Genomic DNA, 23,710 nt, shown 5'->3' with positions numbered 1-23,710 from the left:
GGGCTTTTCAGCTGAATTACGGCTTACCGGTATTCGTTGGAGAAACCGTAGTCGTCCAGCGGCACCGCAGCGCCGGCCGGAGCACCGAAGGTGCCGTCCGGGCTGTAGTAGGTGTCGTCGTACGACGGCACCGCGTAGGCCGCGGCACGTGCCTCTTCGGTCGGCTGAACCTGGATGTTGCGGTAGCGGTTGATACCGGTACCGGCCGGGATCAGCTTACCGATGATCACGTTCTCCTTCAGACCGATCAGCTTGTCGCTGCGGCTGTTGATCGCCGCGTCGGTCAGGACACGCGTGGTCTCCTGGAACGACGCCGCCGACAGCCACGACTCGGTCGCGAGCGAGGCCTTGGTGATACCCATGAGCACCGGACGTCCGGCTGCGGGCTCGCCACCCTCGGTGACCACCTGACGGTTGGCCGCCTCGAACTCGGCACGCTCGACGAGCGAACCGGGCAGGAACTCGGTCGCACCGTGATCGATGATCGTCACGCGACGCAGCATCTGACGAACGATCGTCTCGATGTGCTTGTCGTGGATCGACACACCCTGGCTGCGGTAGACCTCCTGGACCTCGTTGACCAGGTGGATCTGCACCTGACGGGGACCCATGACACGCAGGACCTCGTGCGGGTTGGCCGAGCCCTCCATGAGCTGCTGGCCGACCTCGACGTGGTCACCGTCGGCCAGGAGACGCTCGGAGCCGTCCTCGTGCTTGAACACGCGCAGACGCTGACGCTTCGAGATCTTGTCGATGACGACCTCTTCGGAACCATCGTCCGGGATGATCGTGATCTTGTAGAAGCGGTCGTCGTCCTCGAGGCGAATCCGGCCGGAGACCTCTGCGATCGGCGCGACGCCCTTGGGGACGCGAGCCTCGAAGAGCTCCTGGACACGCGGCAGACCACCGGTGATGTCGTCACCGACGCCACCCTGGTGGAACGTACGCATCGTCAGCTGGGTACCGGGCTCACCGATCGACTGGGCCGCGATGATACCCACGGCCTCGCCGATGTCGACGAGCTTGCCGGTGGCCATCGAACGGCCGTAGCAGTGCGCACACACACCGGTGCCGGTGGCACAGGTGAGGACCGAACGAACCTTGACCTGGGCGATACCGGCAGCGAGGAGAGCCTCGATGGCCGGGTCGCCGAGGTCGTGGCCGCGCTCGACGACGACGTTGCCGTCGGCGTCGACCGCGTCTGCGGCCAGGGTGCGTGCGTAGGCCGAGGTCTCGACATGCGCGTCGCGGATGATCGAGCCGTCGGGCTGCTTCTCACCCAGCGGCACGTTGATGCCGCGCTCGGTGCCACAGTCGGTCTCGCGAACGATGACGTCCTGCGACACGTCGACCAGACGACGGGTCAGGTAACCCGAGTCGGCGGTACGGAGAGCCGTGTCCGCCAGACCCTTACGGGCACCGTGCGTGTTGATGAAGTACTCGGCGACGGTCAGACCCTCGCGGAACGAGGACTTGATCGGACGCGGGATGAACTCACCCTTCGGGTTGGTCACCAGACCCTTCATGCCCGACAGGTTACGAACCTGCGTCAGGTTACCGGTGGCACCCGACTTCGGGATCATGATGATCGGGTTGTCCTCGGGGTAGAACTCCTCCATGGCCTTACCGACTTCTTCGGTGGCCTGCTTCCAGATCTCCACCAGTGCGTCGCGACGCTCGTCCGGCGTGAGAGCACCGCGCTGGAACTTGCGCTCCAGACCGTCGGCACGCTCCTCGTAGCGGTCGAGGATCTCTGCCTTCTGCGGCGGCACGAGCACGTCGGCCATCGACACGGTGACGCCCGAACGGGTGGCCCAGTAGAAGCCGACGTCCTTGAGCTTGTCGACGGTCTGCGCGACCACGATCATCGGGTAGCGCTCGGCGAGATCGTTGATGATCGCGGCCTGACGCTTCTTCGGCATCTGCTCGTCGACGAACGGGTACTCGATCGGCAGCAGCTCGTTGAAGAGCACGCGGCCCAACGTGGTGATGGTGGTCCACGGCTGACCGAAACGCCATCCCTCGGGGAACAGCTCGGCCTCGACCTCGGCCGGCGGACGCTGCCCGGTCAGGCGCACCTTGATGCGCGACTGCACGGTGAGCTGTCCACGGTCGACGGCCATGATGGCCTCGGCGGGGCTCGAGTAGACACCGCGCTCGACGTCGTCGGCGGATGCCGGGGTGTACTCGCCTGCCGCGCCCTCCTTGAGGGAGGTGAGGAAGTACAGACCGGTCACCATGTCCAGACGCGGCATGGCGAGCGGGCGGCCCGATGCCGGCGACAGGATGTTGTTCGACGACAGCATCAGGATGCGGGCCTCGGCCTGCGCCTCCGCGCTCAGCGGGAGGTGCACGGCCATCTGGTCACCGTCGAAGTCGGCGTTGAAGGCCTCACACACCAGCGGGTGCAGCTGGATGGCCTTGCCCTCCACCAGCTGCGGCTCGAAGGCCTGGATGCCGAGGCGGTGCAGCGTCGGTGCACGGTTCAGCAGCACCGGGTGCTCGGAGATGACCTCTTCGAGGACGTCCCACACCGCGGGGCGCTGACGCTCGACCATGCGCTTGGCCGACTTGATGTTCTGGGCCTGGTTCAGGTCGACCAGACGCTTCATCACGAACGGCTTGAACAGCTCGAGAGCCATCAGCTTCGGCAGACCACACTGGTGCAGCTTGAGCTGAGGACCGACGACGATGACCGAACGGCCCGAGTAGTCGACGCGCTTGCCGAGCAGGTTCTGACGGAAACGACCCTGCTTGCCCTTGAGCAGATCGCTCAGCGACTTCAGCGGGCGGTTGCCCGGTCCGGTGACCGGACGGCCACGACGACCGTTGTCGAACAGGGCGTCGACCGACTCCTGCAGCATCCGCTTCTCGTTGTTCACGATGATCTCGGGAGCACCGAGGTCGATCAGACGCTTGAGGCGGTTGTTGCGGTTGATGACGCGGCGGTACAGGTCGTTCAGGTCGGAGGTCGCGAAGCGGCCACCGTCGAGCTGAACCATCGGACGCAGCTCCGGCGGGATCACCGGCACGGCGTCGAGGACCATGCCCAGCGGCGAGTTGCCCGACTGCTGGAACGCGGCGACGACCTTGAGGCGCTTGAGAGCACGGAGCTTCTTCTGGCCCTTGCCGCTGCGGATGGTCTCGCGCAGCGACTCGGCCTCGGCGTCGATGTCGAAGTTCTCGAGGAGCTTCTTGATCGCCTCGGCACCCATCGAACCCTGGAAGTACTCGCCGTAGCGCTCTTCGAGCTGGCGGTACAGCTTCTCGTCGATGATGAGGTCGCCCGGGGCGAGCTTGACGAACTTGTCCCAGATCTCCTCGAGACCGTCGAGCTCACGCTGAGCGGAGTCGCGCATACGACGCATCTCGCGCTCGGCACCGTCGCGCACCTTGCGGCGCACGTCGGCCTTGGCACCCTCGGCCTCGAGCTCGGCGAGATCCTGCTCGAGCTTCTGCTGACGCTCGTTCAGGTCGGCGTCGCGCTGATCGGCGACGGCCTTCTTCTCGACCTCCATCTCGGCCTCGAGGGTCGAGAGCTCGTTGTGACGCAGTTCGTCGTCGACAGCGGTGATCACGTAGGCGGCGAAGTAGATGATCTTCTCGAGATCCTTCGGCGCCAGGTCGAGCAGGTAGCCCAGCCGGCTCGGCACACCCTTGAAGTACCAGATGTGCGTGACCGGTGCGGCCAGCTCGATGTGGCCCATGCGCTCACGGCGCACCTTGGCCTTGGTCACCTCGACGCCGCAGCGCTCACAGATGATGCCCTTGAAGCGGACGCGCTTGTACTTACCGCAGTAGCACTCCCAGTCGCGGGTGGGTCCGAAGATCTTCTCGCAGAACAGGCCGTCCTTCTCGGGCTTGAGCGTGCGGTAGTTGATCGTCTCCGGCTTCTTGACCTCACCGTATGACCAGTTGTGGATGTCGTCGGCCGTGGCCAGGCCGATCTTCAGTTCGTCGAAAAAGTTGACGTCGAGCACTTGTTACCTTTCCAGAGCTCTGTTGTCAGTGGTGAGGATCAGTTGGCGAGGTCGTCGACGGTCGCCGACTCGTTGCGCGACAGGTTGATTCCGAGGTTGGCAGCAGCGCGCTCCAGATCCTCGTCGTCGGTGTCGTGCATCTCGATGGCGGCACCGTCGGAGCTGAGCACCTCGACGTTCAGGCAGAGCGACTGAAGTTCCTTCAGAAGCACCTTGAACGACTCGGGGATGCCCGGTTCCGGGATGTTCTCGCCCTTGACGATCGCCTCGTAGACCTTCACGCGGCCCACCACGTCGTCCGACTTGATGGTGAGCAGCTCCTGCAGGGTGTAGGCGGCGCCGTACGCCTGCATCGCCCAGCACTCCATCTCACCGAAGCGCTGACCACCGAACTGCGCCTTACCACCGAGCGGCTGCTGGGTGATCATCGAGTACGGACCGGTCGAGCGAGCGTGGATCTTGTCGTCGACCAGGTGGTGCAGCTTGATGATGTACATGTAGCCGACCGCCACGGGGTACGGGAACGGCTCGCCGGAACGACCGTCGAACAGCGTCGCCTTGCCGTCGCCGTTGACCATGACCTCGCCGTCGCGGTTGGGCAACGTCGAGGACAGCAGTCCGGTCAGCTCCTCCTCACGCGCACCGTCGAACACCGGGGTGGCGGTGTTGGTGTCGGGTTCCGCCGAGTACATGTCCTCGGGCAGGTTCTCGGCCCACTCCGGAACACCGTTGGCGACGTCGATGTTCCAGCCGGCCTTGGCGATCCACCCGAGGTGGGTCTCCAGGATCTGACCGATGTTCATACGACGCGGGACACCGTGGGTGTTCAGGATGATGTCGACCGGGGTGCCGTCGGGCAGGAACGGCATGTCCTCCTGCGGGAGGATCTTGCCGATGACGCCCTTGTTGCCGTGGCGACCGGCGAGCTTGTCGCCGTCCTGGATCTTGCGCTTCTGGGCCACGTAGACGCGGACCAGCTCGTTGACGCCGGGCGCGAGATCGTCGTCGTCGTCGCGGCTGAACACGCGCACGCCGATGACCTTGCCGGTCTCGCCGTGGGGCACCTTCAGCGAGGTGTCGCGGACCTCACGGGCCTTCTCACCGAAGATGGCACGCAGCAGACGCTCTTCCGGGGTCAGCTCGGTCTCGCCCTTCGGGGTGACCTTGCCGACCAGGATGTCGCCGTCGCGGACCTCGGCACCGATGCGCACGATGCCGCGCTCGTCGAGGTCGGCGAGGACCTCGTCGGAGACGTTCGGGATGTCCCGGGTGATCTCCTCGGCACCGAGCTTGGTGTCGCGGGCGTCGATCTCGTGCTCCTCGATGTGGATCGAGGTGAGGACGTCCTCTTCCACGAGGCGCTGCGACAGGATGATCGCGTCCTCGTAGTTGTGGCCCTCCCACGGCATGATCGCCACGAGCAGGTTCTTGCCGAGCGCCATCTCACCGTTCTCGGTGCAGGGGCCGTCGGCGAGGACCTGACCGGCCTCCACGCGCTGGCCCTCGTCCACGATCGGACGCTGGTTGGCGCAGGTGCCGTGGTTCGAACGCGCGAACTTGCGCATCCGGTAGGTGTCACGGGTGCCCTCGTCGGACATGACGGTGACGTAGTCGGCCGAGACCTCTTCCACCACACCGGTCTTGGACGACACGATGACGTCACCGGCGTCGACGGCGGCACGGAGCTCCATGCCGGTACCGACCAGCGGCGACTCGTTGCGCACCAACGGCACGGCCTGACGCTGCATGTTCGCACCCATCAGGGCGCGGTTCGCGTCGTCGTGCTCGAGGAACGGGATCATCGCGGTCGCGACCGACACCATCTGACGCGGCGAGACGTCGAGGTACTCGACATCGGTGGCGCCCACGAACTCCACCTCGGAGCCCTTCTTGCGCACCAGCACACGCTCGTCGGTGATACGGCCGCTGCCGTCGAAGTTGGTGTTGGCCTGACCGATGAGGAAGCGATCCTCCTCGTCGGCGGTCATGTACTGGATCTCGTCGGTGACGACACCGTCGACGACCTTGCGGTACGGGGTCTCGATGAAGCCGAACGGGTTGACCCGCGCGTACACCGAGAGCGAACCGATCAGACCGATGTTCGGACCCTCAGGGGTCTCGATCGGGCACATACGGCCGTAGTGCGACGGGTGGACGTCGCGCACCTCGAGGCCGGCACGCTCACGGCTCAGACCGCCCGGGCCCAGCGCCGACAGACGACGCTTGTGGGTCAGACCCGACAGCGGGTTGTTCTGGTCCATGAACTGCGACAGCTGGCTGGTTCCGAAGAACTCCTTGATCGCCGCCACGACGGGACGGATGTTGATCAGGGTCTGCGGGGTGATCGCCTCGACGTCCTGGGTGGTCATGCGCTCACGCACGACACGCTCCATACGCGAGAGGCCCACGCGGATCTGGTTCTGGATCAGCTCGCCGACGGTACGCAGACGACGGTTGCCGAAGTGGTCGATGTCGTCGACCTCGACGGGAACCTCCACACCACCGGGCACGGTCATGTAGGTGGTCGTGTGCGGGTCGGCCTCGTGCAGACGCACCAGGTACTCGACGGTCGCGATGATGTCTTCGCGGGTCAGGGTCGACTCGCCGAACATCGGGTTGTCCGTCAGGCCCAGCTTCTTGTTGACCTTGTAGCGGCCCACGCGGGCGAGGTCGTAGCGCTTGTCCTTGAAGAACAGGTTCTCCAGGAGGTTCTCCGCGGACTCCTTGGTCGGCGGCTCACCCGGACGCAGCTTGCGGTAGACCTCGAGCAGCGCCTCGTCCTGGTTGGCGGTGTTGTCCTTCTCCAGGGTCGACATCATGATCTCGGAGAAGCCGAAGCGCTCGGTGATCTCCTCGGTGGTGAAACCGAGGGCCTTGAGCAGCACGGTGACCGGCTGACGGCGCTTGCGGTCGATACGCACACCCACGGTGTCGCGCTTGTCGACGTCGAACTCCAGCCACGCACCGCGACCCGGGATCACCTTGACGGTGTGCAGGGTCTTCTCGGTGGCCTTGTCGATCGACGCGTCGAAGTACACGCCGGGGCTGCGGACCAGCTGGCTCACCACGACACGCTCGGTGCCGTTGATGATGAAGCTGCCCTTGTCGGTCATGATCGGGAAGTCGCCCATGAAGACGGTCTGCGACTTGATCTCACCGGTGTTGTTGTTGATGAACTCAGCGGTGACGAACAGCGGCGCCGCGTAGGTCATGTCCTTGTCCTTGCACTCCTCGACGGAGGCCTTGACCTCGTCGAAGTGCGGCTCGGAGAACGACAGGGACATCGACCCGGAGAAGTCCTCGATCGGGGACAGCTCGTGGAGGATGTCCTCCAGCCCGCCCGTCGGGTTCTCTTCTCCGCGGGCGATCGCCTTGGCGCGCCACTCCGGGGACCCGACGAGCCATTCGAAGGAATCGAGTTGGAGGTCGAGGAGGCCGGGGACCTCCAGCGGCTCGCTGATCTTTGCAAACGACGCGCGATGCGGCGCGCCGGGGATTGTTGAGGTGGACTGGCGGTTGACTGCCAAGATGCGTCCTTCCAACACGACGTTATTCACAACCTAGATGTGCGGTGGCTTGATGGGCCGTTCGCTGGTGACACCCTGAGATCGGCGATCACCGCAGCACACACAACTAAGAGTGGCCGTAGAAGGATCGATTGATGGACAGGAGGCAGCCAGCGCAACGTCCAACTGTAGCAGAAAATAGACGCACTTTGTCAAGCCCGTCAAGAAGCGATTTCGCACGGGTGGCTGCCTGCACGTCGACCGCTGGTCACAGCCTGGCCCGACAACGCCCAAACGTCAAGCGGTACGCGCCAATTTCGCCAACTTGTCCCGCGAGTCACCCGTCTACCTGGCGCTCACGCGGCGATCAGAAGGGCTCGACGCCCTGGATCCGCCACGTATCCCCCTCCTTGACCATCGCGAACTGGACACGCGGGGCGAGACTGTTGGTGGCGATGCTGTTCTGTGTCTCGCTGATGATGAGGTTCGCGATGACCGTCGCACGCGCGCCGTCGCCTGCGCCGGACAGGTTGGTGACGCCGACCGCGTCGACCCGGCATTCGGCTCCCGACTTGGTCTGGGTGATCAGGTCGCGCTGGGTCTTCAGCGACTCGTCGAATTCCTTGCGCGCATCTCCGGTGAGCGCGTTCTGGGCGCGTTTCGCCCAGCCGTCGAGGTCGGTGTGCTCGTGTCCCCACACCGCGCAGATCTGCTCCTGCGACTGGCCGATGAGCTCGGTGGTGGCGCTCTGATCGACGAACGCCCGGTTCTCCCCGAGGCCCGGCCGGAAGGCCAGGATCACCGCGGCGACGCCGAGCAGCACGGCCACCCCGGCCAGCATCGCGGTCAACAGCAGCGGATTGCGCTTCTTCGCCGGTCCCCGCTCGGGGGCCGGCCGAGACGGCCCAGAACCGGTCGACGACGGACCGTCCGCGCCTGTCTGCGTTCCGCTGGGACGCAGGGTCGAAACCCGCGACACCGGGCGGGTCCTGGTCGTGGGCGGGGTGGGTTCGGCCCCTTCGAGGCCCGGCGTCTCCGCTCCTCGCTCCTCAGCGGGCACGGAGACTTCCGCGTCGTCGGACTTCGACAGGGACACACCGGATTCGGTGGCCAGCTCGTCGGCGTCCGAACGCGCGGCACGGGTGTGTCCGGCGACCTTCGGCGTCGGACGTCGCTTGCGCGGGGGCTGGTTCGGGGTCGGTGCCATCAGTTTCCGCCTCCCGTCGCGGGCGCCTGGCCGGCGTCGGCGTACTCGATGCCCTCGAGACCGGCGACGTTCTCGGCCTTCCAGGTGTCTCCCTCACGGGTCATGCTGACCTGGAAGCCGCGCGTCTGGTCGACGTTCGGCTCCCCGGCGCGCTGGAGAGTCGTGAGGACGTAGACGAGGACCTTCGCCTTGCCACCCTCGTCGTCGACCTCGCTCGGCGCACTGCGCAGCAGCCGCGCACTGAGCTTCGCGGTGTTCTCCCCCGCCTCGGCGAGCACGTCGAGGACGTTGCCGGTCTCGCCGGCCTTCTCGTCGCCGGCCTTCTCATCGCCGTCCGTCGCGTCGCCGAGGACCTCTTGCTTGGCCTTGCCGGTAAGCGAACCCTCCGCGCGCTGACGGAAGTCGTCGATGTTCGCCGGGTCGATCGTGGTGATGTTCAGGACGGCCTGCTCGGCTGCCTGGGTCGCCTCGTCGCGCGCGTCCTTGGTGGCGTACGCACCCATGGCCTGGACACCGAAGACCGCCACGCACACGAGTGCCGCGATCACCGCGACCACGGACAGCGCGAGTAGTCCCACGCGGGTCGTCGTCGAACCCGAGGAATCCGGGGTCTCGGGGCCGGTGATTGTCGAGGTGCCAGTCATAGCAGAAGACACTGTATAGATCGCTCCTGAGCACAGCCTAAGTCCCGATCGGCCCGCGCTGGGCGGGGCGTCGGGCTCGGCAGGCCGCGCGTCGTTACTTGGGCCGCACGCCGAGCAGCGCACTGAGCTGCATGGCGAGCGGGTTGAGGTTCAGCTTGTCCGGGTCCTTCTTCGGCGTGTTGTCCCACGGCTGCGGGTACGCCGGGTTGGCGTACTGCGCACGGTCGGCGCCGCGCACACCCGTCGGGTTCCCGAACGGCACCTTGCATCGGGCCTCGGTGTTGAACGGGAACTCGTCGTAGTGGACGTCGAAGTTCGGGTTCTTGCGCTTCATCTCCGCGATGATCTCCTGGGTCCCCTCGTAACCGCGGGTACACGAGGCCGGGTTGTTGGTCTCCAGGACGATACCGAAGTGGATCTGACCGTCACCGGGAGCCGGCGAGTGACTGCCCGCAGACAGTGCCGACAGCATCGCGAACGTCATCGACGTCGTGTAGGTGACCGGCTCGATCGTGCGCGCCACCTCGGCGAGATCCTTCACCACCTTGGAGATGTCGTTGCCGTTCTTCTGGATCAACTCGGAGATCTGCGTCGCCGACAAGGTGCCGGTGGTCAGCAGCCGGCGCAGATCCGGATCCGACGACGCCAGGGTCGCGGTGATCAGGTCGAGGTTGCGCGACCAGCTGAGGATTGCGTCGGACTGGTCGGCCTGTGTCGCCAGGACGACGTTCGAATCCTGGATCAGCCCGACCACCTCGCTCAGGTTGTCGACGCCGGCCCGCGAGAGCTTGCCGAGGGAATCGACGAGCCGGGTGAGGTTCTCCCCCTGGCCGTTGAATGCGTTACCCAGTTCGGTGATGACGGTGTGCAGGTCGTCGACCGGGATCGACGAGGTGAAGTCGACCGCGGACTTGACCACGTCCTCGAGCGGCTCGGGCAACCGCGATTCCCGGATGGTCGAGCCGTTCTCGAGATAGGGCCCCGACGCCGAGGTCGGCTGCAGGTCGACGTACTGCTCACCGATCGCCGAACGCGATGCCACCACGGCCACCGCCGACGCCGGGATCTTCGGTCCGCCCGAGTCGAGCTCGAGCTTGACGTCGACACCCTCCTGGGTGAGGTCGAGCGCACCGACCCGGCCGACCGGCACACCCAGGTAGGTGACCTCGGCGTTGGTGAAGATGCCGCCGGAGGCGGGCAGCTCGGCGGTGACGGTGTACATGCCGACGCCGACCAGCTTGTCCAGCCGTGCGTACTTCGCGCCGACGTAGGCCAGTGCGACGAGGCCGACGATGACGAAGGCGATCAGCTGGATCTTGACGAGCTTGCCGATCATCGTCCTGCTCCTGTCGGTGACTCAGGGGCCTGGGACTTGGGGGCCAGACCCATGGCCGCGAGCGGGCTGTCGAGAACCCCCTGGCCGGGCGCCGCCGGTACGGGCGCCGAGGCCGGGTAGGTGCCACCCGACGGTGGGGTGTTGGGTCCCGGCCGTGAGTTCGGGGCCGGCGGGAGCAGCGTGATCGTCGGCCAGCCGTACCGCGGCCCGTTGCCGTTGTAGTACGGGTTGCGCGGATTGACCGGCACCTTCACGCGGGCCGGCGGCGAGTACTTCGGTGTCCCCTGCCCGACGCCGAGGGCCTCGAGCTGGTTGAGGATGCGCAGGTCCAGCGTCATGAACAGATTGGCCGAGTCACCGTGGAAGGCCGGGAGGACCCAGTCCGGGAACGGGAGCGTCAGCATCAGCGGCGCCGCGGTGATCAGGTCCGGTGCGGCCTTGGTCAGCTCGCTCAGGATCGGCCGCAGCGCCTTGAGATCGTTGATCAGCGCCGTGCGGGACTTGCCCAGCACATCGGTACCGACCTGACCGAGCTGATCGAGCTTGGTCAGCAGGTCGACGAACTGCGGTCGCTGTTCCTCGAGCACCTCGATGCCCTCGGGGAGCTGCTTGAGGATGCGGTCGATCTGTGCGGTCTGCTTCTCGGTCCGTGCGGACAGATCCGCGAGACCGTCGATCGCGGCGACGATGTCGTCGCGCTGACGATTGAGCCCCGCGATGAGTTTCTCCGTCTGATCGATCAGGCTGCGCACCTCGTCGGTACGGCCGCCGAGCGTCTTGTTCAGCTCCGAGACGATCGGCTGCAGCTGGTTGATGCCACCGCCGGTCAGCAGCAACGCCAGGGCTCCGAGAACCTGCTCGATGTCGGTCGCGGTACGCGTGCGGTCCACCGGGATCGGCTCGGCGGGATTCTGCCGCGGCGCGTTCGCGCTGTTGTCCGGATCGCTCAGCGACACGAACTTCTCACCGAGAAGCGAGGTCTGTTGGACGCTGGCCTGCGCCTCGTCGGACAGGTCGACGTCGTTCTGGACCTCGACGGTGACCTGCGCGAACCAGGCGTCGTTCGGCACCTCGACCTTGGTGACGCGCCCGACGGGGATGCCGTCGCGTTTGACCATCGACTGCGGCACCAGGTCGAGCACGTCGTCGAACTGGATCTTGTATGTGCGCGGGCTGCTCCCGGTGTCGACGCCGCCGGGCAGCGGGATCGACTGGATGCCGCCGGACATACAGCCCGACACCATCACGGTCAGCGAGAGCGCGGCGCCGGCCAGGGTGGTCCGTACGGAGCGTCGGTTCATCAGTTGCCTCCCCGGGGTCGCGGGGCACTCGAGCTCGGTGACGGCTTCGTCGACGGGGTCTTCGTCGCCGACGGTGCAGGCGTGTTGATCTGCGGGTCGGGGTTGCCCGGAACCGTGCCCGGAACCGGTGCCTTCTGCAGCTTGTTGTTGCTCATGATGCCGAAGGGCAGCACCGGTAACACCGGCTCGAGCACCCCGTCGGTGATCTGCTTGCCGATGGCCTCACATTGGTTGATCAGCGGGCGCAGAGTGTTGCTGAACTGCGTGAACTGCGGGTTTCCCGGCATCAGCGCGCCCAGATCGAGCAGGCGGCACTGCGCGCCGATCAGGTCCTGCAGCTCCGGGATCGTCAGACGCAGGGCCAGCGTTCCCGACTCCGCGTCGTAGGCGTTGATCAGGTTGTTCATGGCCACCGGCAGGACCGTCAGGACCTCTTTGAGGTTGTTCTTCTCATCGAGCAGCGCTTGCGTGGTCGGCTGCAGGTCCTTGACCGTCTCCCCGATCTGCTCACGGTTGTCGGCCAGGAAGCCGGCCACATCCCCGAGCGCGATCGACAACTTGTTCAGCGCGGCTGCGAGTTGTTCGCGCTCACCCGCGAGGAACCTGTTGAACGACGCCATCTGGGTGTTGAACTGCCGCACCTGGGCGTCGTTCTCGCGCAGCGCGCCGACGAAGGTGTTGAGGCCCTTGACGGTGTCGAAGAGGTTGTTCCGCGAATCGCTCAGCGTCGTGGAGGCCTTCGACAGGTTCTCGATGGCCTTTCCGAGCTTCTCGCCGTTGCCGGCGAGGTTCTCGGCGCCCGTCGCGACGAGTTCACTCACCGCGCCCTGGCGTCCGGTGCCGTCGGTCTTGTTCGCGCCGTCGGGCCCGAGGGCGTCCGACAGTTCCTTGACGCTGGCGTAGAGCTCGTCGACCTCGACCGGGACCATGGTCTGGTCCTCGTTCAGGGTGATGTCGCGACCGGCCTTCGGGCCTCCCGAGTAGGCCGGGGTCAGTTGCACGAAACGGTCGGCGACGACCGATGGGATCATCTGCACGGCACGGACGTTCTCGGGCAGCGTGATGCCGCGGTCGACCGTCATGGTCACCTTCACCGTCTCACCCTGCGGCGTCACCGAATCGACCTTGCCCACGGCCACGCCGAGGATGCGGACGTCGGAACCGGAATAGATGCCGACCGAACGTTTGAACGTCGCGGTGATCTTGGTGGTCCCGATCGCGGAGAACACCCACCACAGGGCGCCCGCGACGACGAGCGCGAGAATCAGCCCGAGGATGAGCGCGACGATGTGCCGCGGGGTGAACCAGCGGCCGGGGCCGGAGATCTGTGTCAGGTCTGGTGCGGTCATCAGCCTGCCCCCGTTCCGCCGTTGTTTTCCATCGCCATCTTGTTCGGCGGCCGTGTGGTGTTCTGCTGCGGCAGCGCCGGCGGCAGTAGGTTCACCACGACCTGATCGAACCAACGGCCGTTGCCGAGGACGTTGGCGTACAGGCGGTAGAACGGCGCCATGTTCTTGATCGTGTCGCGGATGTTCTGGTTCTGACGCTGCAGCAGCTCGTTCACGCCCTTCAGCGCGTCGAGCGCCGGGCCGATCTGCTCCTCGTTGTCGCGCACGATGCCGGTAAGCGAGTCGCCGAGGCTCGTCGTGCTGGCCAGCAGAGCGGAGATGGACTGCTGCCGGTTGTTCAACTCGTCGAGCAGCTGGCCCGCGCCGCCGATCAGGCGCACGAACTCCTCGTTGCGATCGGCCAGGAGCTTCGAGGTGTCCTTGGTCGCGGCGAGGAGCTTCTGCACCTCCTGGTCGCGGCTGGCGATCGTGTTGGACAACCGCGCGAGACCGTCGAGCGCGGGTCCGGTGTTGCCGGCCGTACCGGAGAAGGCATCCGACAGCACGCGCATCGACTCGGCCAGCTGATCGTTGTCGAAGTCCTCGATCTGCTGCGCCGCACCCGAGAACGCCTCGATGACGTCGTAGGGCGAGACCGTGTCGGTGAGCGGAACGTCGGGGTCGGCCGGTTCACTGCCACGCGGGTTCAGTCCCAGGTACTTCTGCCCCAGGATCGTCTTGATCTGGATCGATGCCTGTGTCTGGTCGCCGATCCAGGTGTTCTCCACCTTGAAGCTGACGTCGACGCGGTCGCCGTTGAGCTTCACGCTCTCGACCTCGCCGACCTTGACGCCTGCCACGCGCACCTCATTACCCGCCCTGAGTCCGGCGGCCTCGGTGAACTGCGCGGTGTAGCGGGCGCCGGCGCCCAGCAGCGGAACCTCGGTCAGGTAGAAGGCACTGAGTCCGAGCATCAGGAGGATCAGGACACCGATGGCGCCGATGCTGACCGGGCTGCGTCGTCCGCCGAAGCGGCGATGCGGGTGCTGCGCCGGCTGCTTCGCGGCGTCGTCGTCGCCGTTGTCGTCGGCGCGGTTGTTCTCGTCTGCCATCGTGGTCACCCCCCTGGCTTCTCGTCAGCCCAGCAACGGGTGGCCGCACTGGTGTAGAGCACGTGATTGATGTCGGGCAGCGGCACCAGCGGCTGTGTCAGCAGCGTCGACTTGCCGTTGCCGGCGACGACGTCGATACCGCACAGATAGAACTGGAACCAGGAACCGAAGGTCGCGGCCCGGCCGACCTTGCGCAGCTTGACCGGGAGGTTGGTCAGCGTCTCCTCGATGTCCTCGTTGCGCTTGTTGATCTCGTCGGACAGCGACTTCAGTCCGGCGATGTCGCCCTGGATCGACGGGCGCGTCGCACCGAGGATGTTCGCGGTCACCGAGGTCAGATTCGACACGGAACTGATCGCCGATCCTACCGAACCGCGTTGCGCGGCAAGCCCGGTCACCAACTTCTCGGTGTTGTCGAGGAGGCTGGTGAACTGCTCGTCGTTGCGGTTGACCGTGTCGAGGACCTTGGTGAGGTTGCCGATCAGCTCACCGATCACCTTGTCCTTGTCGGCGATCGCGTTCGTCAGGTCCGCGGTGTCGCTGACCAGCCGCGTGATCGAGCCGCCCTGACCGTCGAAGACCGCGATGATCTCGGAGGTCAGCTTGTTGACGTCGTCGGCCGACAGCTGTTGGAACAGCGGCCGGAACCCGTTGAACAACTCGGTGAGGTTGACCGGCGGGTGGGTGGAGTCGTCGTCCTCGTCCAACCCGAACGTGTGACCCTGCGACACGGTCCGGGCCGGGTCGCCGGCGCCGCGTTCGAGCGCCAGATACCGCAGGCCGGTGAGGTTGCGATAGCGGATGTAGAGCTGGGTCCCGTCGGGCAACCGGTCGCGGTCGAGGTTGAACGAGACCATCGCCCGGTTGCGGTCGTAGACCTCGACTTTCTCCACCTGTCCCACTCGCACGCCGGCGATGCGGACGTCGTCGCCGGAGTTCAGCAGGGTGGCGTCGTCGAAGACGGCCTTGAACTTCGCGTCTCCGCCGCCGCCGGCGTTCGCGATGGTGATCGCGAGCAGGCTGGTCGTCACGACGGTGACGACCGCGAAGATGATCAGCTTGACCAGGGGCGCGATTATCGACCTCATTTGATCTCGACCTGCGCTCCCTGGAGGGAACCGCCGGCGATCATGGTCACCCAGGTCGGCACCGACTCCGGCGAACGGCCGCTCGTGGCGCCGTAGATGACCTGCAGCTGCTTGCGGTAGTCCGGATCGTCGAACGGGTTGGACCGGACCGATGCGGTACCGGCAGGCACGCCGCTGAACTGCGGCTGCGGCAGCTTCTGAACGTTGCGCGGACCGGCGTTGCGTGACGGCGGCTGGTAGCTGCCGTCGGCGAGACTGCCACCCGGATACTGCGGGAACGGGCGACCGTCGGTGGGGGGCTCGTAGCAGACGGCGGGTGGGTCGAGATCCATGAAGCGGGGTTCGTCCTGGTTCGGTAGATAGCGGCCACGAGGATTGATGAACTGCAGGTTCACCCGCACACCCGGGTTCTTGGTGCCCTCGCCCACGATTCTGCGTGACTCGGGGATCAGACCCACGAAGTTGCGGAACGTGCAGACGAAGGTCGGCGACTGCTTCGCGAGTCCGACGAGCAACTCTTCCGAGTCGACAGCGAGGTCGATCAGGTCGGTGCGGTTCTGGCGCAGCCAGCCGGTGAGGTCGTCGGATGCCACACCGAGGGTCGCGATGAGCGTCCGCAGATCTGCCTGCCGTTCGACGATGGTGTTCGACGTCGTCCGGAACGAGTCCAGCGCGTCGACGACGTCGGGCAGCGCCTGCGAGTAGGTCTGCGAGAAGGTCGCCAGGCCCTCGAGGGTGCCCTCGAGGTCGGGCAGGTTCTTGTTGACCTCGACGAAGATCTGGTCGAGCTCTTCGAGCGTCGTGCCGAGCTGCTCACCGCGGCCCGACAACGCCTTCGACAGCGCGGTCAGCGTGGCGTTGAGATCCTGCGGCGGGATGGCGTCGAGGACCGGAAGCAGCTTGTCGAACAACTCCTGGACCTCGAGTGCGTTGCCGCTGCGATCGGTCTCGATGGTCGCGCCGTTGGTCAGCGTCGGTCCGGTGTTGTCCTCGGGGACCTGCAGCGCCACGTACCGCTCGCCGAAGAGCGTCTTCGGCAGGATCCGCGCGGTGGTCTTGTCCGACAGTTCCTTCGCCTTGTTCGGGTCGAGGCCGAGGATGACCTCGACCGACCCGTCGGGCGCCGGCTTCACCTCACGGACCTCGCCGACGACCATGCCGCGCGCCTTCACGTCGGCGTTCGCGGGCAGCGCGTTGCCGGTGGAGTCGGTCATCAGGGTGACGTCGGTGAAGTCCTGGAACGTCTTGTTGAACTTGGTGATGGTCGCGGTGAGGAACAGTGCGACCACGAGAAAGAAGACCAGGCCGAGCAGCCTTCTACGCAGGACCGACACCGCTAACCTCCCACTCTGACCGTCGTCGTGGTGCCCCAGATCGCGAGTCCCAGGAAGAAGTCGAGGATCGCGATGAGGACCAGTGCCGAGCGGACCGCGTGACCGACGGCCACGCCCACACCTGCGGGTCCACCCGATGCGTAGTAGCCGTAGTAGCAGTGCACCAGGATGATCACGAAGGCGAAGACCAGCACCTTGCCGAACGACCAGAGCACGTCGGCCGGCGGCAGGAACAGGTTGAAGTAGTGGTCGTAGGAACCGCCTGACTGTCCATTGAAGACCGTCGTGACCACCCGAGACGCCAGGTACGCCGACAGCAGACCGAGCACGTACAGCGGGATGACCGCGATGAACCCGGCGATCACGCGCGTCGACACGAGGAACGGGATCGACGGCACGGCCATCGTCTCGAGGGCGTCGATCTCCTCCGAGATGCGCATGGCGCCGAGCTGGGCGGTGAAGCCACAGCCGACGGTCGCGGACAGGGCGAGGCCCGCCACCAGAGGCGCCACCTCACGGGTGTTGACATAGGCCGACAGGAAGCCGGTCAGTGCCTGCGACCCGATCTGGTCGAGTGCCGCATAACCCTGAAGGCCGACGACGACGCCGGTGAAGCCCGACATCAGCACCATCACGCCGATGGTGCCGCCGATCACCGCGAGTCCGCCCGAGCCGAAGGCAACTTCGGCGAGTAGGCGCAGGACCTCACGGGTGTAGTGCACCAGCGTCTTCGGCATCCACGCGAGCGTGCGGCCGTAGAACGACATCTGCTCACCGGCGCCGTCGAGCACCTTGAGTGGTCTGCCCAGCTGTTTGCGGGCCTCGTACATGTAGTACTCGGGCCTGCTCTTGGCGATCGTCACGCCGCCGCCACCATCGGTCACGACTAGCTCCCCTTCGGTGGGACGATCTGCAGGTAGACCGCAGTGATGATCAGATTGGCGAGAAACAGCAGAAGGAATGTGATGACGACGCTCTGGTTGACGGCGTCACCCACACCCTTCGGGCCGCCCTTGGGATTGAGGCCCTTGTAGGCGGCGACGACGCCGGCGAGGACACCGAAGACCGCGGCCTTCAGCGTCGACACCCAGAGGTCGGGCAGCTGGGCGAGGGCACCGAACGACGCCAGGTAGGCGCCCGGGGTGCCGCCCTGCATCACCACGTTGAAGAAGTAACCACCACCGATGCCGATGACGGCGACCAGACCGTTGAGCAGTATCGCGACCAGGACCATGGCCAGCACACGCGGGACCACGAGTCGCTGGATGGGGTTGATGCCCAACACTTCCATCGCGTCGATCTCCTCGCGGATGGTGCGCGAACCGAGGTCGGCGGCAACCGCCGACCCGGCCGCACCCGCGATGAGGAGCGAGGTCACGAGTGGTGACCCCTGCTGGATGACCACCAACACGCTGGCCGCACCGGTGTACGACTCGGCGCCGAGTTGTTTGATCAGCGAACCCGTCTGCAAGGAGACGATCGCGCCGAACGGAATCGCGATCAGGGCGGTGGGCAGGATCGTCACACTGGCGATGAACCACGCCTGCTGGATGAACTCCCGCCACTGAAACGGGCGCACAAAGGTCTGGCGTGCAACATCGACGAAGAGCTGAACGATATTGCCGGTCTGGGCTAGGGCGCCCGTTCCGGCCTGCGCGATTCGGTCGACGCCACGCGTGGTGGCATTGGTCATCCCTGGATCGTCCGCCCTTCGTTTGCGTCTGAAGCACGATGACTGGGCTTGGTCAGTGCGTCGCCGCCACCGGGCGTCTGCCACTGCTCTGTCGGCGCATCGCTGCCGCCGTAGTCGATCACGTCGGTCTTGGCGTCGGCGACGGCCAGGTTCCCCGAGGAAGCGCTCGTCCACTCGTTGTCCCCGCTGTGGCGTCCGTTCGCCACATCCTCGGCGTGGGCGCGGCTCTCCTCGCGGATCTGGTCTTCCTGCTCCTGGCTGCGACGGATGGCCTCCTGCGCGTTCTGCGGCAGGCCGGGCAGCATCGCATGCACGCGCTCACGGTGACGGGCGACCGCCTTGCGTTCGGGCATACCCGGATTGGGCTGGACCTGCGGGATGATCTCGGTGAAGTCCTCCTTGGTACCACCACCGGAGATACCCGCGGCCTGCATGGCCTCTTCCTGCTTCTGGACGGCCTCGTCCTTCTCCTCCGACATACCGATCGGACCGAACCGGTCACCGGAGAGGAACTGCTTGACCACCGGCTGCTCCGAGGTCAGCAACTGCTCACGCGGACCGAACATCACCAGCTCCTTCCGGAACAACATGCCGATGTTGTCCGGGATCGTGCGCGCGATGTTGATGTTGTGCGTCACGATCAGGATCGTCGCATCGATCTGGGCGTTGATGTCGATCAACAACTGGCTGATGTAGGCGGTACGCACCGGATCCAGACCCGAATCCGGCTCGTCACACAAAATGATCTGCGGATCGAGCACCAACGCGCGCGCCAGACCGGCACGCTTGCGCATACCACCGGAGATCTCACCGGGAAGCTTGTCCTCGGCACCGGTCAGACCGACCAGATCGATCTTCTCCATCACGATGTCGCGGACCTCGTTCTCCTTCTTCTTCGTGTGCTCACGAAGCGGGAACGCGATGTTGTCGAACAACGACATCGAACCGAACAGGGCACCATCCTGGAACAGCACACCGAACAGCTTGCGGATCTCATAGAGCTCTTTGGCCGAACACTGCGTGATATCGGTGCCATCGACGATCACCGACCCCTGCTCGGGATGCAGCAACCCGATCAACGTCTTCAAGAACACCGACTTACCGGTACCCGACGGACCGAGCAGCGCAGACACCTCACCCTCAGGGAGGGTCAGCGTGACATCACGCCAAATATTCTGCGAACCAAACGACTTCGTGAGCCCCTCGACACTGACCTCAACACCCACAACTTCCTCCAGACGATCGCTGCCCCCGAAGGCGGCCACGGTGTGACCGCACACCAACCGGTGGCATTTGTGGTTGGGGTCACTGTAACCGACCAGCGACCGCTCACAGAGCGACCGGCACCCTCAGCGTTGGCAGCGGCGGAAGCTACCGGCAGGTAACCACGCCGCGTCGATGACATTAGCTGATGTTAGGTGGTGAGGAAAGTCGGACACCGACCCCGTTGTGACGCCCGACGCAGAGTCCCAGGTCACTCCGGGAGTGTCCGTTTCGGGGACGCATTGAACGGAGATGACGCGTCGTGCGTCCAATCCCCATGACATGGTTCCCGACCGATCGATACGGACTCATACGGCGCGAATCGACGCTGCGGGTCGGCATCAGCGACGACACCGTCGCGGCGGCGGTGGACAGCGGGGACTTGATCCGGTTGGCCCCCGGGGTCTACTTGGAGGCCGATCCCGACGCTGCCGATTCCACCGCGATCCATCGGCTGCAGTCCATCGCAGTGGCGACCTCGGCACGTGATCGCGGCAAGGCGACGCTGAGCCATGATTCGGCGGCAGCCGTCCTCGGGCTCGAACTACTCCACCCCGACCGCGAGGCTGTCCATCTCACCAAGAAGTCCACCGCGGGCGGTTTCGTCCGCGGCCATCGGCACGTACACAACGGCCCGCTGACATCCGGCGACATCAAGATGGTCGACGGGATCGAGGTGACCACGCTCGACCGCACTGCGGTCGAAATCGCCACGAACGGCAACTTCGCGCAAGCACTGGTGGCCTTCGACCGAGCACTGGCGATGAAGGCCGATTCATCCGTCATGACGGCCATCCTCGACGCGCGTCTACGGCGACCCGGGACCAGCACCGCACGACGAGCCCTTTCGCTCGCCGACGCGTCCTCAGAGGGCGTCGGGGAGTCGTGGAGCCGCGCCCAGATGATTGCAGCCGGGCTCCCTCTTCCCCGTCTCCAGCACACGTTCCAGACATCACAGGGCGAGGCGCGGGCGGACTTCGACTGGGAGGGTCGGCTCGTCGGTGAGTTCGACGGGATGCAGAAATACGGTCTGCGCCCCGGAGAAACCCCGCGCGAGGCATTGATCCGCGAGAAGCGGCGCGAGGATGCCCTCCGGGCCATGGGCATCATGGTGGTCCGCTGGACGTGGGCCGAACTCGAACGCGAAGAGCTGGTCGGCCTCCTCAGACCCTGGCTCATGAAGTTGGGGCTCACTGCCGCCTGAGCGCTCGACTCCCAGACTTCATTTCGACGTTGCGACTTCGATCGAGGTCGCAACGTCGAAATGAAGTCTGGGAGTCAGGCCAACACAGCAACGAGCCCGGGACAGCAATGCTGTCCCGGGCTCGTGAGTCGCGTAAGAAGAGTCTTACTTGACGGAGACCTTGGCGCCGGCCTCTTCGAGCTTGGCCTTGGCAGCCTCGGCGGCGTCCTTGTCGACCTTCTCCAGGAGAGCCTTCGGAGCACCCTCGACGAGGTCCTTGGCTTCCTTCAGGCCCAGACCCGAGACGACCTCGCGGACGACCTTGATGACCTGGATCTTCTTGTCGCCGGCACCCTCGAGGATGACGTCGAACTCGTCCTGCTCGGCAGCAGCCTCGGCGCCACCGGCAGCCGGTGCACCGGCAGCGGCAACGGCGACCGGAGCGGCCGCGGTGACCTCGAAGACCTCTTCGAACTTCTTCACGAAATCGCTGAGCTCCAGCAGGGTCAGTTCCTTGAACTGATCGATGAGCTCGTCAGCGGTGAGCTTCGCCATGGTGGCGTCCTTCCTGTAAGTCCCCGTACGGGGTTGGTGTGCATCCCCGTACGGTTCGGGGATCGGCTTGGTGCGGCGAGTTATTCGCCGGCTTCGTTCTTCTTCTCCTGCAGGGCCGCTGCGAGACGCGCGACCTGCGATGCCGGCTGGTTGAACAGGCCGGCTGCCTTAGCCAAGTTGCCCTTCATGGCACCGGCGAGCTTGGCCAGCAAGACCTCACGGGTCTCAAGGTCGGCGATCTGCTCGATCTCGGCAATGGACAGCGCGCGGCCGTCCATGTACCCGCCCTTGATGACCAGAGCCTTGTTGTCCTTGGCGAACGTCTTGATCGCCTTCGCGGCCACAACCGGCTCACCTTCGATGAAGGCAATCGCGGTCGGACCGGTGAACAGCTCGTCGAGCCCTTCCACGCCCGCTTCAGCAGCGGCACGCTTCACCAGGGTGTTCTTGGCGACGGAGTAGGTTGCACCCTCACCGAGGGAACGTCGCAGCTGGGAGATCTGGGTGACGGTGAGTCCACGGTATTCCGTGACCACTGCCGCCGTGGAGCCCTTGAACTGCTCTGCGATCTCCGCAACAGCGGCGACCTTTTCGGACTTGGCCATACTTCGCCTCCTCTCCTCGTCACTTGAGTTGGTCGGGTTCAACTGAGCGACGGGCCGTGGAGGCGATCGACGGCGGAAATGACAAACGCCCCGGCACGCAGGCACGGGGCGTGAAGACGCACACTGATGTGTGGGACCACATTCCTCGTTCATCCTGCGTGGGCCGGCGACTCTGTCGCGCCTTCGTTCGGGAGTTCCCGACGACCAACGGTCTCTGGTTGAACCGATACGACGCACGGTTGTGCATCACACCGACGACTAGGCTACGTCCTTGTGGGGGAACAAACCAAATCGACCGACGTGCACGACCCCAACGAGCGGGCGCAGGCCGCCATGGACGCTGTCACGGCGCGGCACCTGCAGCGGGCCTTCTGGTTGCCGGCGACGCGCACGGCGGCGGTCGCGTGGCCGATCGGGTTCGTCGCGGCGCATCTCGGATCCTGGCATTACTGGTGGCATGCGCATCTCGTCGACCTGCTCGTCGACGCCGCGATCCACCGACCGGTGCCGAACAGGGCCCGCTCGCTACGCTCCCGGCGCCCGGTGGGCTCGGGGTACGGCGACCGTTCCTTCGATCCCGATGTCGCCGACGACGCGAATCGGGTGGTGCGCGGGATCAAGGTCCGCAACCTCGGACGGTGGACGAACAACTACTACGACGACATGGCCTGGTTGGGGTTGGCGATCGAACGCGCCGACCGTCACCTCGACCTCGACCACCGGCGGGGCCTGGAGGTCTTGACGCGACGGATGCTCGACGCGTGGGTCCCCGAGGACGGCGGCGGCATCCCCTGGCGCACGACCGACCAGTTCTTCAACGCCCCGGCGAACGGCCCCGCCGCGATCCTCCTCGCCCGTACCGGTCACGTCGAACGTGCTGTGGCGATGTGCGATTGGATGGACGCCAACCTCATCGACCCGAAGACGCACCTGGTCATCGACGGCCTGAAGAAGCAGCCCGACGGTTCACTGAAGGCCGAGACCGGTACCTATACCTACTGTCAGGGCGTCGTTCTCGGCGCCGAGCTGGAAGCCTTCCGCGCAACCGGTGACCAGCGACATCTGGACCGTCTGGCCCGTCTGCTCGGTGCCGTCGAGAAGCATTCGTGCACCGACGGGGTGATCCACGGCGGAGGTGGTGGCGACGGCGGTCTGTTCCACGGGGTGCTCGCCCGTTATCTCGGGCTCATCGCCACCGACCTCCCGGATGTCGACGGTTCGGATGAACTGCGTGCCCGGGCAGCCCGGATCGTGATCTCGAGCGCCGATGCGGCGTGGTCGAACCGCACCGAGGTCCGCGGCCGCGTCGTATTTCCCAGCGACTGGCGCAGCCAGGCCGTCGTACCCACCGCCGCGGGCAAGAAAGCCCAGCTCGTGGCGGGTGCGGTGATGCCCTCGGAGGTCCCCGAACGCGACCTGTCGGTGCAACTGTCGGCGTGGATGGTTCTCGAGGCGGCCGCCGCGATCGACCTGTCGCTACCGGAATGTGACCGGCCGTAGACCTCCGATGGCCAAACCGAGGCCACCTGGTTAGCCATCCGATACCGGAGCTGAGCTATTCTTCAGCGAACGCGT

General features: G+C 65.6%; 17 protein-coding genes. 2 read left to right on the top strand and 15 right to left on the bottom strand.

Features of this window, described 5'->3' with window-relative positions:
• Positions 1 to 23: 23 nt before the first annotated feature.
• The 13 genes from RVF83_RS10785 to RVF83_RS10725 form a co-directional block, all read right to left on the bottom strand.
• Positions 24 to 3,980 carry a DNA-directed RNA polymerase subunit beta' gene (locus RVF83_RS10785; RefSeq protein ID WP_005199674.1) on the bottom strand — a complete coding sequence of 1,319 codons (3,957 nt, stop codon included), beginning with the start codon at positions 3,978 to 3,980 and terminating at the stop codon, positions 24 to 26.
• Between the two features lie 38 nt (positions 3,981 to 4,018).
• Positions 4,019 to 7,525, bottom strand: coding sequence for a DNA-directed RNA polymerase subunit beta (locus RVF83_RS10780; RefSeq protein WP_174351902.1), 3,507 nt, complete (start codon positions 7,523 to 7,525; stop codon positions 4,019 to 4,021).
• A gap of 328 nt (positions 7,526 to 7,853) precedes the next feature.
• Entirely contained in the window at positions 7,854 to 8,693 is an 840-nt protein-coding gene (locus RVF83_RS10775) for a hypothetical protein (RefSeq protein WP_005199672.1), read from the bottom strand.
• Positions 8,693 to 9,337: a hypothetical protein gene (locus RVF83_RS10770; RefSeq protein ID WP_210735179.1), complete on the bottom strand. Its 645-nt coding sequence runs from the start codon at positions 9,335 to 9,337 to the stop codon at positions 8,693 to 8,695. The genes RVF83_RS10775 and RVF83_RS10770 overlap by 1 nt, the downstream gene beginning before the upstream one ends.
• Positions 9,338 to 9,431: 94 nt before the next feature.
• Positions 9,432 to 10,673 carry an MCE family protein gene (locus tag RVF83_RS10765; RefSeq protein ID WP_005199670.1) on the bottom strand — a complete coding sequence of 414 codons (1,242 nt, stop codon included), beginning with the start codon at positions 10,671 to 10,673 and terminating at the stop codon, positions 9,432 to 9,434.
• On the bottom strand, positions 10,670 to 11,974 hold the full coding sequence (locus RVF83_RS10760) for an MCE family protein (protein WP_005199669.1): 1,305 nt from the start codon (positions 11,972 to 11,974) through the stop codon (positions 10,670 to 10,672). Before RVF83_RS10760 ends, RVF83_RS10765 begins: the two co-directional genes overlap by 4 nt.
• A complete protein-coding gene (locus RVF83_RS10755) occupies positions 11,974 to 13,323 on the bottom strand; it encodes an MCE family protein (protein WP_005199668.1) in 1,350 nt (449 codons plus the stop codon). The genes RVF83_RS10760 and RVF83_RS10755 overlap by 1 nt, the downstream gene beginning before the upstream one ends.
• On the bottom strand, positions 13,323 to 14,414 hold the full coding sequence (locus RVF83_RS10750) for an MCE family protein (RefSeq protein WP_039880842.1): 1,092 nt from the start codon (positions 14,412 to 14,414) through the stop codon (positions 13,323 to 13,325). Before RVF83_RS10750 ends, RVF83_RS10755 begins: the two co-directional genes overlap by 1 nt.
• A gap of 5 nt (positions 14,415 to 14,419) precedes the next feature.
• On the bottom strand, positions 14,420 to 15,502 hold the full coding sequence (locus RVF83_RS10745) for an MCE family protein (RefSeq protein WP_005199666.1): 1,083 nt from the start codon (positions 15,500 to 15,502) through the stop codon (positions 14,420 to 14,422).
• On the bottom strand, positions 15,499 to 16,836 hold the full coding sequence (locus RVF83_RS10740) for an MCE family protein (protein WP_005199664.1): 1,338 nt from the start codon (positions 16,834 to 16,836) through the stop codon (positions 15,499 to 15,501). The genes RVF83_RS10745 and RVF83_RS10740 overlap by 4 nt, the downstream gene beginning before the upstream one ends.
• Positions 16,837 to 16,838: 2 nt before the next feature.
• The gene (locus RVF83_RS10735; protein ID WP_081598192.1) at positions 16,839 to 17,666 is read right to left on the bottom strand and encodes an MlaE family ABC transporter permease; all 828 of its coding nucleotides are present in this window, start codon (positions 17,664 to 17,666) and stop codon (positions 16,839 to 16,841) included.
• 56 nt (positions 17,667 to 17,722) lie between these two features.
• Positions 17,723 to 18,529: an MlaE family ABC transporter permease gene (locus tag RVF83_RS10730; protein ID WP_005199661.1), complete on the bottom strand. Its 807-nt coding sequence runs from the start codon at positions 18,527 to 18,529 to the stop codon at positions 17,723 to 17,725.
• Positions 18,526 to 19,755 carry an ABC transporter ATP-binding protein gene (locus RVF83_RS10725; protein ID WP_005199659.1) on the bottom strand — a complete coding sequence of 410 codons (1,230 nt, stop codon included), beginning with the start codon at positions 19,753 to 19,755 and terminating at the stop codon, positions 18,526 to 18,528. Before RVF83_RS10725 ends, RVF83_RS10730 begins: the two co-directional genes overlap by 4 nt.
• A 299-nt stretch (positions 19,756 to 20,054) precedes the next feature.
• Between RVF83_RS10725 and RVF83_RS10720 the strand changes: the two genes are divergently transcribed.
• The gene (locus RVF83_RS10720; protein WP_005199658.1) at positions 20,055 to 20,996 is read left to right on the top strand and encodes a type IV toxin-antitoxin system AbiEi family antitoxin domain-containing protein; all 942 of its coding nucleotides are present in this window, start codon (positions 20,055 to 20,057) and stop codon (positions 20,994 to 20,996) included.
• Positions 20,997 to 21,140: 144 nt separating this feature from the next.
• Here RVF83_RS10720 and rplL read toward each other — a convergent pair whose 3' ends face one another.
• On the bottom strand, positions 21,141 to 21,530 hold the full coding sequence (gene rplL, locus RVF83_RS10715; RefSeq protein WP_005199657.1) for a 50S ribosomal protein L7/L12: 390 nt from the start codon (positions 21,528 to 21,530) through the stop codon (positions 21,141 to 21,143).
• 80 nt (positions 21,531 to 21,610) lie between these two features.
• Complete coding sequence (gene rplJ, locus RVF83_RS10710) at positions 21,611 to 22,135, bottom strand: 50S ribosomal protein L10 (RefSeq protein WP_005199656.1); 525 nt, start codon at positions 22,133 to 22,135, stop codon at positions 21,611 to 21,613.
• Between the two features lie 273 nt (positions 22,136 to 22,408).
• On the opposite strand from rplJ, the gene RVF83_RS10705 reads away from it, so the two are divergent.
• A complete protein-coding gene (locus tag RVF83_RS10705; protein WP_005199655.1) occupies positions 22,409 to 23,635 on the top strand; it encodes a glycoside hydrolase family 76 protein in 1,227 nt (408 codons plus the stop codon).
• Positions 23,636 to 23,710: the final 75 nt, after the last annotated feature.

Source organism: Gordonia rubripertincta (assembly GCF_038024875.1).
Lineage (GTDB): Bacteria > Actinomycetota > Actinomycetes > Mycobacteriales > Mycobacteriaceae > Gordonia > Gordonia rubripertincta.
This window is presented reverse-complemented; position numbering and strand designations above follow the sequence as displayed.